This window comes from Streptomyces sp. NPDC107521 (genome assembly GCF_055598485.1).
Map to the genome: position 1 here is coordinate 12,044 of NZ_JBVKAT010000032.1, position 14,882 is coordinate 26,925.

The following is a 14,882-nucleotide window of genomic DNA, read 5'->3' on the forward strand; positions in this document are numbered from 1 at the left end:
GACACGGAAGCACAGAAAGAACGGGAGACGGACCAGTGGCCGACAACGCGCGGGCGAAAAGGCTGGCGGACCTCATCCGAGAGGTGGTGGCCCAGAAGCTGCAGCGCGGGATCAAGGACCCGCGGCTCGGCACGCACGTCACCATCACGGACACCCGGGTCACGGGTGACCTGCGGGAGGCGACCGTCTTCTACACGGTGTACGGCGACGAGGAGGAGCGGCAGGCCGCCGCGGCGGGCCTGGAGAGCGCCAAGGGCATCCTGCGCTCCGAGGTCGGCAAGGCGGCCGGGGTGAAGTTCACCCCGACCCTCGCCTTCGTCATGGACGCCCTGCCGGACAACGCCCGGAACATCGAGGACCTCCTCGACCGGGCGCGCCAGTCCGACGCCAAGGTGCGCGAGGCGTCCGCGGGCGCCGCGTACGCCGGCGAGGCGGACCCGTACCGCAAGCCCGGTGACGAGGACGACGAGACGGACGACACCGCCGAATGACCGAGAAGAACACCACGCCCGACGGCCTCGTCATCGTCGACAAGCCGTCGGGCTTCACCTCGCACGACGTGGTCGCCAAGATGCGGGGCATCGCCCGCACCCGGCGCGTCGGGCACGCCGGCACGCTCGACCCGATGGCGACGGGCGTCCTGGTTCTCGGAGTGGAGCGGGCGACCAAGCTCCTCGGGCACCTCGCCCTCACCGAGAAGGAGTACCTGGGCACCATCCGGCTCGGGCAGAGCACCCTCACCGACGACGCCGAGGGCGAGCCCACCGGGTCCACGGACGCCTCCAAGGTCACCCGGGAGGCCGTCGACGCCGGTGTCGCCCGGCTGACCGGCGAGATCATGCAGGTGCCCTCCAAGGTCAGCGCCATCAAGATCAACGGAGTGCGCTCCTACAAGCGGGCCCGCGACGGCGAGGAGTTCGAGATCCCGGCCCGGCCGGTCACCGTCTCCTCGTTCGCGGTGTACGACATCCGGGACGCCGTCGCCGACGACGGCACCCCCGTGCTGGACCTGGTGGTGTCGGTGGTCTGCTCCTCCGGCACCTACATCCGCGCCCTCGCCCGCGACCTGGGCGAAGGGCTCGGCGTCGGCGGCCACCTCACGGCGCTGCGCCGCACCCGGGTCGGGCCGTACAAGCTCGACGGCGCCCGGACCCTGGACCAGCTCCAGAAGGAGCTGACCGTCATGCCCGTCGCGGACGCGGCCACCGCCGCCTTCCCGCGCTGGGACGTCGACGCCCGGCGGGCCCGGCTGCTCACCAACGGCGTACGGCTCGACATGCCCGGGGAGTACGCGGGCGCCGGTGCCGTCGCCGTCTTCGCGCCCGAGGGACGCCTCCTCGCGCTGGTGGAGGAGGAGCGGGGAAGGGCCAAGAGCCTGGCCGTCTTCGGCTGAGCCGACCGGGGCGGGACGTGCCGGACGGCAGGCGAGCGGGACGGGCCCACCGGCATGGGACCGTGCCGAGCCGGCCGACCGGAGCGGCCCCGTCCCGGCCGGTGCGCGAGCGGGGCGGACCGGCCGAAGTGCGAGCGGGCCTACCGGGGCGCGGGCGGATGCGCCCCGTGTGCCCCGCGTGCCCGGTGGCGGGGGCGGCGCCCGGGAAGGGGCCGCGCGGCGCACGCCGGGCGGCCCCGGCCGGGGCCCGGCCGCTCCCGGCGGCGCCCCGCCGCCCCGCGACCCCTTCCGCGCCCGCGCGCCCCCGCTCCGCGCCGTCCCTGGTCCGGGCGTCCCGGGACGGGTCGGGGACCCCGCCGGACTCACCCGTCCGGCCGGGCGCTCGGAGCGAACCGGGGGAGTGCAGGGGGGCGCGTTCACCCGGGGAACTGTCCCGCCGAACACCACCCGCCTACCGTCGGGGACGGAGCACGGAGGTACGGCGGGGAGGGTCGACGATGGCGTCGCGGAACCGGTCCCGGGAGGCGGGCGGCAGCCCGCGGCGGTCCCCGGGCGAGCTTCGGGGGCCCGGCCTCCCCGGTCCCGGACCGGCCGGGCCCCCTGCCGCGCCGCCCGCCCCGGACGACGCCCTGGTCCGCGTCCACGACCTGGCCGGGCGCCCGCGCGGCACCGGGTTCGCCGCCGACCACCACGGCACCGTGATCACCAGCCACGAGGCCGTCGACGGCGTCTCCCGGCTCGTCCTGCACGGCGCGGGCGACCACCGCCGGGTCGTCTCCGCCGCCGATGTCACCGCCCTGCCCGGCCTCGGCCTCGCCCTGGTCCGCGCCGAGGGCCTCGGCGGCCGTCCGCTGCCGCTCACCGTCCGCGACCGCGCCGACCCCGGGACCTACGTCCGGATCCCCGCCGGGGGCTGGCGCGAGGCCCGGGTCCTCGGCACCACCGACGTCACCTACACCGCCACCGACCGCTTCCACCGCCTGCGCGGCGCGCTGGAGCTGGCGATGGGCACGGCGGGCCGCGACGCGCTGCGGCTCGGCGGCGGCGCGGCCGGCGGCCCCGTCCTCGACGCCGCCACCGGCGCCGTCCTCGGGGTCCTCGGCACCGCCCTCGCCTCCGGCCACCGCGACGTCGGCTTCGCCGTGCCGCTGCGCCCCGCCGACGGCGGTCCGCTGGCCGGACTGCTCGCCGACAACGCCGCCACGGTGCCCGCGTACGGCGCCGACCTCAATCTGGCCGGTGTCCTCGAACTGACGGCCACCTCGGTGGGCGAGGACGGCCCGCCCGGCCGCGACGGCACCGGCCTGGGCACCGTGGCGCCCGTCGAACGCGCCGCACCGGCACGGGAGTTCGCCGCCTTCGCGGCGGGCCGCGCCGAGGTGCTGGCCCTCGTCGGAGCCCCCGGCAGCGGCCGGACGACGGAGCTGGCGGCCCTCGTCGCCCGCCGCGCCCGGGGCGCGCGCCCGGCCCCCACGCTGTGGCTGCGCGGCGCCGACCTGCGCGCGGACGACGGCTCCGTCGCGGACGCGGCGCGGCGGGCCCTCGCACGGGCCGCCCGTATCGTGGCCGCCGACGGCAGCCGCCCCCGCCCCGCCGGGCTGGGCGTCATCACCCCGGACCGGCTGGCCCGCCTCGCCCGCGCCGCCGGGCGGCCCCTGCTGCTGCTCCTGGACGGTCCCGAGGAGATGCCGCCCCTGCTGGCCCACCGCCTCCCCGCCTGGACCGGGGGCACGGCCACCTGGCTCCACGAGACCGGCGCCCGCCTGGTCGTCGCCTGCCGCCCGGAGTACTGGGAGCGCGCGGGAGCCCATTTCCCCCCGGAACTGCTCCACACACCGGGCACGGTGCGGCTGCCGCCGGGCGGCACGTGGACGGGACGCGGTTCCGGCCACCGGACGGGGCCGGGGGACCCGGGGGGCGAGGGATCCGCCGGGGAGCGGGCCGGACACGGCGACGGCACCGGGTACGGCGACGGCACCGGACACGGCCCGGGAGCCGCGGCGGACGGGGGACCGGGTGCCGTGGAGGGCGCGGGGGGAGCGCGCGGATGCGTGGGGCGTGCGGGTGGCCCGGGCGCGGGTCGGGGAGACGGTGTTCCCGGGGGCGGTCCGGCGGTGGACCGGGTGCCGGGGAGGTGGGGGCGCGGCGCCACTGGGGCGGGGGGAGCGTACGGGAACGTGGGGCGGGCGGCCGGTCCGGGAGCGCCCGGGGGGCCGGAGAAGCGTGAGGGGCCGGGAGGCGGTTTCCCCGGGGGCGGTCCTCTGAGGGATCGGGTGTCAGAGACGGGGAGGCGGGGTGCCGCCGGGACCGCCAGGACCGCCGGGGCGGGCGGAGCGGCGGGCGCTGGCGCGCCCGCGGTCGGTCCGGGCGCGTCCGGGGAGCCGACGCGGGGTGACCGTCCGGGAGAGGGCCGCCCCGCCGGTCACCCCACGCACCCGGCGGCAGGGGAGCGGGACGCCGCCGGGCCAGGACCGGCGGGTGCGGAACCGCCCGCGCCGGGACGGCCGGGAGCGGTGGGCGCCGGTGGCGGCGCGGCGGTGGAGCAGTGGGTCCGGGCCTCCCCGTACGACGGCGGCGGACAGGCATCGTCGCACGGGATCGGTGACCCCGGTTCCGCCCACGGGAGGGGTGAGCCGGGTCAGTCCTACGGGAGCGGTGATCCGGACTCGCCGTACGGGGCCGGTGACCCGGGCACCCGGCACGGGACCCGCGGCCCTGAGTCCTCGTACGGGAGCAGCGGGTCGGGGTCCTCGTACGGGATCGGTGATCCGGGCTCCTCCCACCGAACCGGTGAGCCGGGTTCTCCGTATGGGAGCGGCGACCCGGGTTCTCCCCGCGGGAGGGGCGACCTCGGTCCCTCGCACGGGACCGGTGACCCGGGCCCGGCGTGCGGGGCCGGTGACCCGGGCCCCCCTTACGGGATCGCTGACCCGGGCTCTCCGTACGGGGTCGGTGAGCCGGGTCAGTCCTACGGGAGCGGTGATACGGACTCGCCGTACGGGGCCGGTGGGTCGGGGTCCTCGTACGGGGCCGGTGGCCAGGGTCCCCCGTTCCGGATTGCTGACCAGGGCTCCCCCTACGGGGTTGGTGACCAGGGCTCCGTCCACGGAGGTGGTGGGGGCCGGGGGGCCGGGGTGGTCGCCGTTGTGGGGGGCGGTGCGTGGGGCGGGGGGCTGCCGCCCTGCGTGGTGCTCGGGGACCTCGGGGCGGACGAGGCGCGGGAGGCACGCGGGCGGTACCGGGTGCCGGAGGGGGTCCTGTCGCCCGCCGACGAGCGGCACCCCCTCACCCTGCGCCTGCTCTCGGAGGTGTACGCCGCGCTCCCCGGCCCGCCGCCGCCCGTCCGGGTCGACCGGGACACGGTTTTCGCCGCCCACCTGGACCTGATGTGCCTGCGGATCGCCGCCCGGCTCGCCGCCGGGAACGGCCTCACCGGCACCGCCGTGCGCAGGCTCGCCGCCAGGGTCTCCGGCCGGGTCCACGAGGCCGCGCGGCGCAGCCTCGGGCCCGGCCAGGGCGAGCTGGACCGGGAGTCGTTCGAGGCCGTGTTCCCGTGGGGCCCCGCGCCCGCCCGGCCCGGCGGCGTCACCGGCTGGGCCTCCGCCGTGCTCGCCGAGGGCCTGCTGGTGCCCGCCGGGGCGGGCTACCGCTTCGCCCACGAGGAACTGGCCGACTGGGTCCAGGGCGGTCACCTCGATCTGGACGAGGCGCTCCGCGTCCTCGTGCACCGGCGGCGCGAAGGACGGGACGCCGCCGGCCCGCCCGTGCCGCACCACCGCATCGGCCCCGTCGCCGAGGCCCTCCTGCTGCTCGCCCGCCACCACGGCACCCCCCAACTCGCACTCACGCTGGAGGAGTTGGTGCAGGCCCTGGACGCCGGGCCGGACTCCTGGTGGGCCGCCCGGCTGCTCGCCGGGACCCTGACCCGGGTGCCCGACGCGACGCCGTACACCGAGGTGCTGCGGATGCTCGCGGACGGTGTCGCGGAACGCGGCGGCGGGGAGCGGGACGCCCCGGGACGGTTCGGGCCCGCCTTCTGGACCGGCCTGCGGCTGCCGGCCGCCGTACGGCTCGACCTGCTGCGCCGGGTCGTCCCCACCGACGGCCCCCCGCACCGTCCCGCCGCCCGCCACCTCGACGCCGCCGCCCGCCAACTCACCGCCGACCCCGTCGCCGTACAGCCGCTCCTGGCACGGTGGTTCGACGACGACCGCCCGCTGCCCGCCACCCCGCACGCCACCGTGGCGACCGCCGCGCAGGCCCTGCTGCACACCCACCGGCACCGCGCCCCCGACCACCTCGTCGAAGTGCTCGCCAGGTGCGGGCACCGGCGGGCCGACGAACTCCTCGCCGTCCTGGCCGAGGAGGAGCCGGCCGCCCTCTGCCGGGCCGTCGCCCGCTGGTCCCGCGACGAGCGGCCCGACCGGCGCGCGGCGGCCGTCGCCAACGGCCTGCTCGCCGCCCCGCACACCCGGACCGCCGCCGACCGCGCCCTGCTGAGCGACGCCGCCCTCGCCCTCCTCGCCCGCCCCGCGGACGCCACCCTGCACGGCGGCGCGCTCGCCCTGCTGCTCCAGGACCCCGGCAGCCGTGGACGCCATCTCCCGCGCGCCCTGGTCCACTTCACCGCCGGTGACCCCTGTCTGCCGGCCGCCGCCGTGGCCGCCACGCTGCCCGACCACCCGGAGCCCGTCCTCGACGCCTTCCGCACCCGGCTGCTGCGCGGACCCGACGCCGACGCCGTGCTGCGTGCCCTCCTCGACGCCACCCCGCCCGGCCTCGCCCACCGGGTGGCCGACCTCGTCGCCGCCGTGGCCGCGGAGCACCCCGGGACCGCCGGGCACCTCGCCGGACACCTCGACAGCGCCCTCGGCCGGGACGGCGCGGCCGGCACCCCGCTGCGCCCCCTGGTCACCCGGCTGCTGGACCGGGGGCCCGAGCCGGTGCGGGCCGCCCTCGCCGGGGTCCTCGCGCCCGACGGGACCGGCACCCCGGCCCGGGACCACCTCCGCCGCGAGCTGTGCGCGCACCTGCTGGCCCACGAGCGCGACCCCGCCGTCCTCGACGCCCTGCTGCGCGCCGCCGCCGCCCGCTGCGCCGCCGGGGACCTGCCCGCCCTCGTCCACCGCACCGGCCTGCTCCTCGGCCGCACCCCCGACGGCGCGGAACGCCTCGACCGGGCCCTGGCCGACCTCGCCCGCCATCTCCCGGGCTTCGCCGCCCGCCTCGCCGGATGGCTCCGTGCCGCGCCGGGGGAGTGGGCGCCCCTGGTGGGTCCGGACACCCGCCGCACCGTGGAGGAACCGGCGGAGCCCCGGACCCCGGCGCGGTCCGGTCCCGGTCCGGCCCGGCCGGGGGCGCGGGGATGAGGAGGGGTGCGGCGGGGTACGGCCTCGCCGGGGTGCGGACCGGCGGTGACGGCGGCTGCCGGGGCGCCCCCTCCGGTCGACCGCCGGTGCGCCGACGCCCCACGGCCGGGGCGGTCGGGCGTCCGCGGTCCGGGTCGGCGGCCGGGGCGGTCGCGGGTGCGCCGCAGGGCCCTCCGACCGCGCGCTGGTCGCGGGTCCGCGCCCACCGGCTCGTCGGCGGCGGGTGCGGTCCCGCGCCGCACCGGCCCGCGTCCGCGCCGGACCTGCGCCGCACCGGCCCGTATCCGCGCCATCTCCGCGCCGGGTCGGCGCGGGGTCCGCGCCCGGTCCGCGCCCGAACGGTGCCGGATCATCCCCCGCTCCCGGCCCGGCCGGTGCGGGGCCGCGACCCCGCCGGTGCCCGTGCCCCTGGCGGTCGCACCGGCCCCGTACCGCGCCCGACCGGCCCCGCCGCGGCCGTGCACCGCCCCGCACACCGCCCCCGGCGCGGGCCCGGGAACGGCCTCCCGGAGGCCCCCGTCGACGTGCGGACCGTCACAGCGTCCATGCCGATGCGGGCGGGGGCCCGAGGGCATGGCACCCTTAGAGTCGCGTAAGAGGCTTCGACTTCGACGAGTTTGCGACAAGGAGCAGACACAGTGCAGCGCTGGCGTGGCTTGGAGGACATCCCCGAGGACTGGGGACGCAGCGTCGTCACCATCGGCTCCTACGACGGTGTCCACCGGGGGCACCAGCTCATCATCGAGCACGCGGTGGACCGCGCCCGGGAACTGGGCGTCCCCGCCGTCGTCGTCACCTTCGACCCGCATCCCAGCGAGGTCGTCCGGCCCGGCAGCCACCCGCCGCTGCTCGCCCCGCACCACCGCCGTGCGGAACTCGTGGCGCGGCTGGGCGTGGACGCGCTGCTGATCCTGCCCTTCACCCCGGAGTTCTCGAAGCTGTCGCCCGCCGACTTCGTGGTCAAGGTGCTGGTCGACCGGCTGCACGCCAAGGCCGTCGTCGAGGGCCCCAACTTCCGCTTCGGCCACCGCGCCACCGGGAACGTGGACTTCCTCGCCGAACAGGGCAAGGTCTACGACTTCGAGGTCGAGGTCATCGACCTGTACGTGTCCGGCGAGGCGGGCGGCGGCGAGCCGTTCTCCTCGACCCTCACCCGCCGTCTGGTCGCCGAGGGCGACGTGCGGGGCGCCGCCGAGATCCTGGGCCGCCCGCACCGCGTCGAGGGCATCGTCGTCCGGGGCGCCCAGCGCGGTCGCGAGCTGGGCTTCCCCACGGCCAACCTGGAGACGCTGCCGCACACCGCCATCCCGGCCGACGGTGTCTACGCCGGGTGGCTGCACGCCCAGGACGAGGTGATGCCGGCGGCGATCTCCGTCGGCACCAACCCGCAGTTCGACGGCACCGAGCGCACGGTGGAGGCGTACGCCATCGACCGCGTCGGCCTCGATCTGTACGGGCTGCACGTCGCCGTCGACTTCCTGGCCTTCGTCCGGGGGCAGGCCCGGTTCGACACGCTGGAGGCACTGCTGGAGCAGATGGCCGCCGACGTGGCGCGCTGCCGCGAGCTGCTCGCCGTCGCCGAACGGCCGCCCACCTAGGGCCTCTCGTTTGGATCATGCCGGGCTCGCGGGCCCTGGCGCCGCACCTCGCCGCGTTGCCGTCGGTCGCCGGGGCTCCGCCCCGACTCCCTCCTCCGCCTCGCGACGCACGGCGCCGGACCCCGCTCCCCGATCCGGCCCGATCCGAGCGAAAGACCCTGGAGGGTTCCCTCCCGCCCGGAGGCTTCCCGCCCGTGCCGTGCGGTGTCGCCGTGCGGCACCGCATCGCCGGTCGGAAGCGGCCGCCGGGCGGGATCGTGCCCGGTCCCGTGCCACGGGGCTCCGCCGGGGGCGTACGGCTCCGGCCGGCGCGGTTTCGGCGGGTGTGCGGCGCGGGGTGCCGTGAGAAGCGGTGTCCAGGACGTCCGAGGGCGGCCGGTGCGCGGTGCGCCGGCCGCCCTTCGCTCTGTCCCTACTGGCCCGGCGGGTGCGGTGCCTGGCCCGGAAGGGGCTGTCCCGGATACGGCTGCCCGCCCTGCTGGTGGGGGTGGGGCGGCTGGGCCTGCTGCTGGGGGGCGTACGGCCCGCCCGGCTGCGGGTGGGGCTGTCCCGGCTGCGGATACGGCTCCCCGGGCTGCTGCTGGGCCTGCTGCTGCGGGTACGGGCCGGGAACGTCCGGCCGGGCCGGGGCGCCGGGGACCTGCTGCCCGGGCAGCGGCGGGGCGGCCACCGGGGGCGGGTTGCCGTCGGAGGTCCAGAGGCCGTGCGACTGCTGGTGGCGCACGAAGTCCTCCGCGACCATGGCCGCGAGGGTGAAGTACGCCTCCCTGACCTTCGGCCGCATCATGTCGAGGTCGACCTCGGCACCGGCCGCCAGGTGCTCGTCGAACGGCACCACCACGACCCCCCGGCACCGCGTCCGGAAGTGCGCCACGATGTCGTCGACCTTGATCATCTTGCCGGTCTCGCGGACCCCCGAGATGACGGTCAGGGAGCGGGAGACGAGGTCGGCGTACCCGTGCGCGGACAGCCAGTCCAGCGTCGTGCTGGCGCTGCTGGCCCCGTCCACCGAGGGCGTCGAGATGATGATCAGCTGGTCGGCCAGGTCGAGCACGCCGCGCATGGCGCTGTAGAGCAGTCCGGTGCCCGAGTCGGTCAGGATGACGGGGTACTGCTTGCCCAGCACGTCGATGGCGCGCCGGTAGTCCTCGTCGTTGAAGGCGGTGGACACGGCGGGGTCGACGTCGTTGGCGATGATCTCCAGCCCCGACGGCGCCTGTGAGGTGAACCGCCGGATGTCCATGTACGAGTTGAGGTACGGGATCGCCTGGACGAGGTCCCGGATGGTGGCCCCGGTCTCGCGGCGGACCCGGCGGCCCAGCGTGCCCGCGTCCGGGTTGGCGTCGATGGCCAGGATCTTGTCCTGCCGCTCGCTGGCGAGGGTGGCGCCGAGGGCGGTGGTCGTGGTCGTCTTGCCGACGCCGCCCTTGAGGCTGATGACCGCGATGCGGTAGCAGGACAGCACGGGCGTGCGGATGAGCTGCAACTTCCGCTGCCGCTCGGCCTCCTCCTTCCGGCCGCCCAGCTTGAAGCGCGAACCGCCCACGGGACGGGTGCTCTTGGGCTTCTGCCGCCTGGTGTTGAGCAGCCGGTCCGACGACAGCTCGACGGCCGCGGTGTAACCCAGGGGTGCGGCACCCGGGTTGGTGGGCTGCCGCTGGTCGTGCCGCATGGGCTGCGGCCAGGCGGACCCGAGCCGGGGGTCCGTCGGTGGCTGGGCCGGCTGGGGGACCTGCGGGGCGGGCCGCTGCGCCGGAGGAACCCGCTGTGCCTGCTGCGCCTCCGGGGGCGCGGCCGGGGGCTGGTGGGGCTGCTGCTGGTGCGCCGGGGGTTGCGGGGGGACGTAGGGGGACTGCGGGGCCTGCGCCGGCTGCGCGCCGTGGGGCGGCCGGGCGGCCTGCGGGGCGAACTCGTGCGGCACCGGGGGCTGCGGGAAGCCGTGGCCGGTGGGCTGCGCGGGCGGCTGCGGCACGCCCGGCACGGATGCCGTCTGCGGGGGCGCCACCGGGGGCGCGGAGCCCTGGGGCGGGAAACCGTACCCGGCCGGGGGTGGGAAGCCGTACCCGGCCGGGGGCGGGAAGCCGTACCCGGCGGGGGGCGGAGGCGCCGTCGGCGGGCGCGGCACGGCGGGCGCGGGGTCCCACGCGGCGGGCGCCGGCTGCGGGGCCTGCGGCTGGTATGGGGACGGCGGCAGCGGCACCGCCCGCTCCTCCGTCGCGGGGGCCGGGACCGGCGGATGCGGGGGCCACCGGTCCGCCGAGGCGGGGGCGGCCGGAGGCGGCGCCGGGGTCGCGGCCCGCGGTGCGGCGTCCCCGGGCGGGGTGCCGTGGGCCGTGATGCCCTGGGGAGGCGTGCCCGGGGACGAGGTGCTCCGGGACGGGGCGCCACCGGGCGGGCCGTCGCCGGAGGCGGTGTCGGCGGCGCCGACGGGAGGGAGGCCGACGGAGGGGGCAGTGCCCGGGGACGCGCCCTGGTGCGGGGTTCCCGGGGCCGCCTCGGCGTCCGTGCGGGGTGTGCTCCCGGGGGTGCCGATAGCGGTGTCGGGGGCGGCGTCGCTGTCTGTGCCGGTGCCCTGGCTCTGGCTCTGGCCGGGGACGGTGCTTGCGCCGGTGTCCGGAGCGGGCGCGGCTGTGGTGCCTGGATCCGGGACGGGTCCGCCGTCAGGGACGGAGGCGCGGTCGGCGCGGGAAGCGGTGTCCGTGCCGGTGGGGGAGCCCGGGCCGGTGACGAAACCGGGGCCGGTGCCGGTGTCCGGAGGGGTGCCGAGGTCGGGGGCGGCGCCGAGGCCGGGGTCCGAGCCCGTTTCCGTGCCGGTGTCGCCGTCGGGGGCGGAAGCCTCGCCGTCCGGCGTCCCGGAACCGAAGGCGCCGCCGACCGTGCCTGCGCCTGCGCTGCCTGCGCTGCCTGCGCTGCCTGCGCTGCCTGCGGTGCCTGCGGGGACGGCGCCACCCTCGCCGGTGCCCGCGGGGACGGTGCTCACGGGGACAGCGCCTGCGGTGTCGACCGTGCCGCTGCCCGCGCTGCCCGCGCTGCCCGCGCTGCCCGCGCTGCCCGCGCTGCCCGCGCTGCCCGCGCCGGCCTCGCCGGTGCCGACCCCGTCCTCCGCCGTGTCGTCCGGCCCGGCGGGCGCCCGGAGTCCGGACCGCGCGCCCTCTCCCTCGTCGCCCCCGGCGTCGCTCCCGTCCGGTGCCTCCGCCGCCGGGGCCACGCCTCCGGTGGTTCCGGGAGGCTCGGCCGCCCCGTCGACACGGGTTTCACCGGCGGCCTCCGGTCCCCCGGGGGTTGCGGTCCCCGAAGCGGTCCCGGTCTGCCCGGCCGACTCCCCGGCACCGAGCGCTCCCGCCCCGCCCGTGCCCGCGTACGAACCCGCGTCCGGGTCCGTGTGGGAAGCCGTGCCCGCACCCTCCGGCTCCCCGGCCGGGGGCTGCCCCGAGCCGTCGGCCGCCTCCGGGTGCGCCCCGGCCGGGGCGACGGCCTCCGCCGGCTCCCGCCTCAGCGCGGCGGCCGAGAACCGGATGGTCGCCCCGCTCTCCAGGCCACCGGCGCCGGACCCGAACCCCGGCTCCGCTCCCTGGGGCTCGAACCCGCTTCCCACGGGCAGGCCCGGAACCCCCACCGCCCCGGTCACCGGAGGCGCGGACGGCGGCGGGGGAGGCGTGACGGCCGTGCCGGGGAAGGGGGGCGGGGCGGCCGGTGCCGGGTCCGCCGGCCCCGGAGCGGCCCCGCCCGCCGCGCGGGGACCGAAGGCCTCCGACGGGGCCGGCCCCGTCGCCATGGCCCCCGGCGGAACGGGCCCCGGACCACCGGGTCCGGGCTGGATGGCCCCCGGAACACCGGCCCCTGGCGGAACGGCCCCCGGCGGAACGGCCCCCGGCGGAACGGCCCCCGGCGGTACGGACGGTGGTGTCATGCCGGTCGCGTTCTGCGTGTACCAGGCCGGTGGCGCGTAGTCGATGGTGAACTCGCCCGTCGCCTCGATCGCGGACTCCGCGTCGGGCTGGTCGTCGCCGGGCGTCGCCCAGCCCCCGCGCGTCCCGTCCCGGTCGCTGCTCACAGTTCCTCCTGGTGTGGTCGCGCATCCGACTGCCGTACCGGGGGCGACCCTTGCTCGTCATCCGCAGTTGTCCGAGGCCGTTCGGGGGCGTCCGGTCCCACCGGTCCCCCGGGACGCCGACGCCGTTCCCGGGCGTCGCGCCGCGCCGGTACCCAGCCTAATCACCCGCGACGCCGCCCCGGCAGCCCCGGCGGCCACCGACCCGCCCCGCGCGGAACCAACCGCGCCCGGAACATACCCCGTTCGCGGCCCCGGACGCCGTGCCCGCCGGGCCGCGGGTCCGTCCGCACGGGGAGACCGGAGCGGGCGGACCGTCCCGCGCGGCCGGAGCGCCCGGGTCAGTCCATCCGGCGCGGCGCGCCCAGCAGTCCGGCCTCGGCGTCCGTGGGCCGCGTCATCACATACCGCCGCTCGCGGCCGGCGCACCACAGCGTGACCCCGTCGGCGAGGGTGGGCAGGGCCTCGTACTCGTCCCGGGGCAGCCGTGCCTCGCGGCCGATCCGCTCCGCCTCGTCGGGGGAGACGCGCTGCACCCCCGTCAGACGCGCCTGGCGCATCAACCGGGGTGCCACCGGGCTCAGATAGGGCAGGACGGTGAGCACCGACTGCCAGGGCGCCGCCGTCACCCGGCCGCGCGGCGGACGCATCCCGCAGTCGCGGACCACCAGCACCGGGCTCATCGCCGACGCCCCCTGCGGAGGCACCCGCCCCACGTCGTGCACGGTCATGCCGGACTGCCCGCCGCCGACGGCCCGCACGACCTGGGCCCAGTGCTCCGGCCTGCCCGTCTCCACCGCGACCCGGGCGCCCGTCGCCGCCACCCGCAGCGCCAGCACCTGGGCCGTCCACAGGCCGCCGATGAACAGGATGTCGAACGGCGCCGGACGATTCACCCCGAGCACCGCGGGCCGCTCGTCGGAGCCGACCCCCACCACCACCCCGTCGTCCCCCACCGGCACGGCCAGCGCGTCCAGTCGGGACAGGGAGAGCACATGGCGCGGATGCCGGGGGCCCGACAGGCCCGCCCCGGCGCGCAGCCGCCGCAGGATTCCGGAGCCGGACGGCCGGGGCCCCTCGGGACCGCCGGGCGTCGGCGACGCGGTCACGGACATCAGCGGGCGCCTCCGAGGGGCAGGGTGGCGAGCACACCGGGCAGTTGCTCCCGGTCGAGGCGGACGATCCCGGTCCGCGCCTCGCGCGCGGCCCGCTCCAACGCCCACCGTGCTTCGGACAGTTCGGTACTGCTGCGCCCGGTGACCCGCAGGTGCCCGGTGACCGCCGCCTCCCGGGCGCCCGCCGGGGCCAGCGTCAGGCTGAAGGTGGTCGCCAGGGCCGGGACGGATGTCAACCGGGCGACCAGTTCCGGCAGTCCGCCCCCCGCTCCGCCGAGCCGGGGCCACCGGCGCACCCAGTACGTCGTGTGGCGCCGGTTGTCGCACCGCCAACTGCGTGCGGACTCGGCGGTCCTGCGCGGAGCGGGGGCGCCCGCCGGGCCGGGACCGGTGGTCACCAGCGGGTTGGCGCACGCGGACGTGGCGATCGCCGCCGACAGCTCCTCCTCCGTGAGCACACCGGCCCGGAACCCGGCCCCCGCCAGCCTGCTGGAGAGGTGCTCGGCGGCGCGCAGCAGACACTTCTGCGCCCCGGTCAGCCCTCCGCCCCGGGCGGCCACCGCCTCCGGGCACAGCTCCGGGGAGAACTTCAGGGCGATCCACACGATGCGCACCGCGGGCACCGCCGTGTCCCCCTGGAGCTGGGCGTAGTTGGTCACCACGACCGACTCCCGGGGCAGGTGCGGGGCGGGCGCGGGCTGGGTGTGCAGAACCACCTGCGCCGACTCCAGGCGGACGTCGTCCACCTCCAGCGCGTCCCGCACCAGGGCGAGGGGAAGCGGCACGCGGCCCTGCCCGCCCCGGGGCGCGACCGCCCCCGACTCCACCCGCAGGACCGCCGTGAGGAAGCTCCCGTCGCCCACCATGCCCACCGGCCGCCCCTCGTCGTCCCGGCGGTACCGGTACGTCCGCAACGACGGATCGCACTCCACGGCCGGGGCCAGGGCGGGGTCGACGTCCGGCGGCAGCGGTGCGTCCGGGACCGCGCGCAGCCGGGCGCGCAGGGCCAGCCGGCCGCGCAGCCACTCGGGCAGCGAACGCCCCCGCAGTCGCACGAGGGCCGGTACCAGGAGGACGCCCGCGACGGCGGCCGCCGCCCCGAGCACCGCCGGACCGCCCGGCCACGCGCACACCAGGGCCGCCGCCGCCAACTCCAGGAGCACCAGCCGCTGGAGCCCGGGCGAGCCGCCCCGGCCGCCGCGCGTCCTCCCCCGGCGGGGGGAGGCGGACCCGCCCGGACCCACCGCGCCGCCACCGGCCGGGGACGGCCCCGCCCGGCGCGCCGTCGACGCTGCGCGCACCGGGCCCCGCGGCGTGGACGCCATCACTCGGACCCCCGAACTCTCCCGGACGAGC

The 14,882-nt window shown here is 78.5% G+C and carries 6 protein-coding genes and 2 pseudogenes; 4 read left to right on the forward strand and 4 right to left on the reverse strand.

Features of this window, described 5'->3' with window-relative positions:
- The first annotated feature begins 35 nt into the window (after positions 1 to 35).
- From rbfA to ACZ7LB_RS30660, 4 genes are all read left to right on the forward strand, one after another.
- Positions 36 to 491, forward strand: coding sequence for a 30S ribosome-binding factor RbfA (rbfA, locus tag ACZ7LB_RS30645; RefSeq protein WP_265296272.1), 456 nt, complete (start codon positions 36 to 38; stop codon positions 489 to 491).
- A complete protein-coding gene (gene truB / locus ACZ7LB_RS30650) occupies positions 488 to 1,393 on the forward strand; it encodes a tRNA pseudouridine(55) synthase TruB (protein ID WP_471472763.1) in 906 nt (301 codons plus the stop codon). The genes rbfA and truB overlap by 4 nt, the downstream gene beginning before the upstream one ends.
- A 497-nt stretch (positions 1,394 to 1,890) precedes the next feature.
- On the forward strand, positions 1,891 to 6,762 hold the full coding sequence (locus ACZ7LB_RS30655; RefSeq protein WP_471472765.1) for a hypothetical protein: 4,872 nt from the start codon (positions 1,891 to 1,893) through the stop codon (positions 6,760 to 6,762).
- 638 nt (positions 6,763 to 7,400) lie between these two features.
- Positions 7,401 to 8,360, forward strand: a complete 960-nt coding sequence (locus tag ACZ7LB_RS30660) for a bifunctional riboflavin kinase/FAD synthetase (RefSeq protein ID WP_471472767.1) — start codon at positions 7,401 to 7,403, stop codon at positions 8,358 to 8,360.
- 550 nt (positions 8,361 to 8,910) lie between these two features.
- Here the strand turns inward: ACZ7LB_RS30660 and ACZ7LB_RS30665 are convergent.
- From ACZ7LB_RS30665 to eccE, 4 genes and pseudogenes are all read right to left on the reverse strand, one after another.
- Positions 8,911 to 10,542 (reverse strand): annotated as a pseudogene (locus tag ACZ7LB_RS30665) (MinD/ParA family ATP-binding protein); the annotation flags it as partial.
- A 1,743-nt stretch (positions 10,543 to 12,285) separates the two neighbouring features.
- Positions 12,286 to 12,414, reverse strand: a pseudogene (locus tag ACZ7LB_RS30670) (SCO5717 family growth-regulating ATPase); the annotation flags it as partial.
- A gap of 338 nt (positions 12,415 to 12,752) precedes the next feature.
- Positions 12,753 to 13,526, reverse strand: a complete 774-nt coding sequence (locus ACZ7LB_RS30675) for a hypothetical protein (protein ID WP_471472769.1) — start codon at positions 13,524 to 13,526, stop codon at positions 12,753 to 12,755.
- Entirely contained in the window at positions 13,526 to 14,851 is a 1,326-nt protein-coding gene (gene eccE / locus ACZ7LB_RS30680) for a type VII secretion protein EccE (RefSeq protein WP_471472771.1), read from the reverse strand. The genes ACZ7LB_RS30675 and eccE overlap by 1 nt, the downstream gene beginning before the upstream one ends.
- Positions 14,852 to 14,882 lie beyond the last annotated feature (31 nt).

What these genes read in the sequence shown, in the direction of transcription:
- truB (WP_471472763.1), top strand. Translation starts at nt 488, where the DNA reads ATGACCGAGAAGAACACCACGCCCGACGGCCTCGTCATCGTCGACAAG.
- ACZ7LB_RS30655 (WP_471472765.1), top strand. Translation starts at nt 1,891, where the DNA reads ATGGCGTCGCGGAACCGGTCCCGGGAGGCGGGCGGCAGCCCGCGGCGG.
- ACZ7LB_RS30675 (WP_471472769.1), bottom strand. Translation starts at nt 13,526, where the DNA reads ATGTCCGTGACCGCGTCGCCGACGCCCGGCGGTCCCGAGGGGCCCCGG.
- eccE (WP_471472771.1), bottom strand. Translation starts at nt 14,851, where the DNA reads ATGGCGTCCACGCCGCGGGGCCCGGTGCGCGCAGCGTCGACGGCGCGC.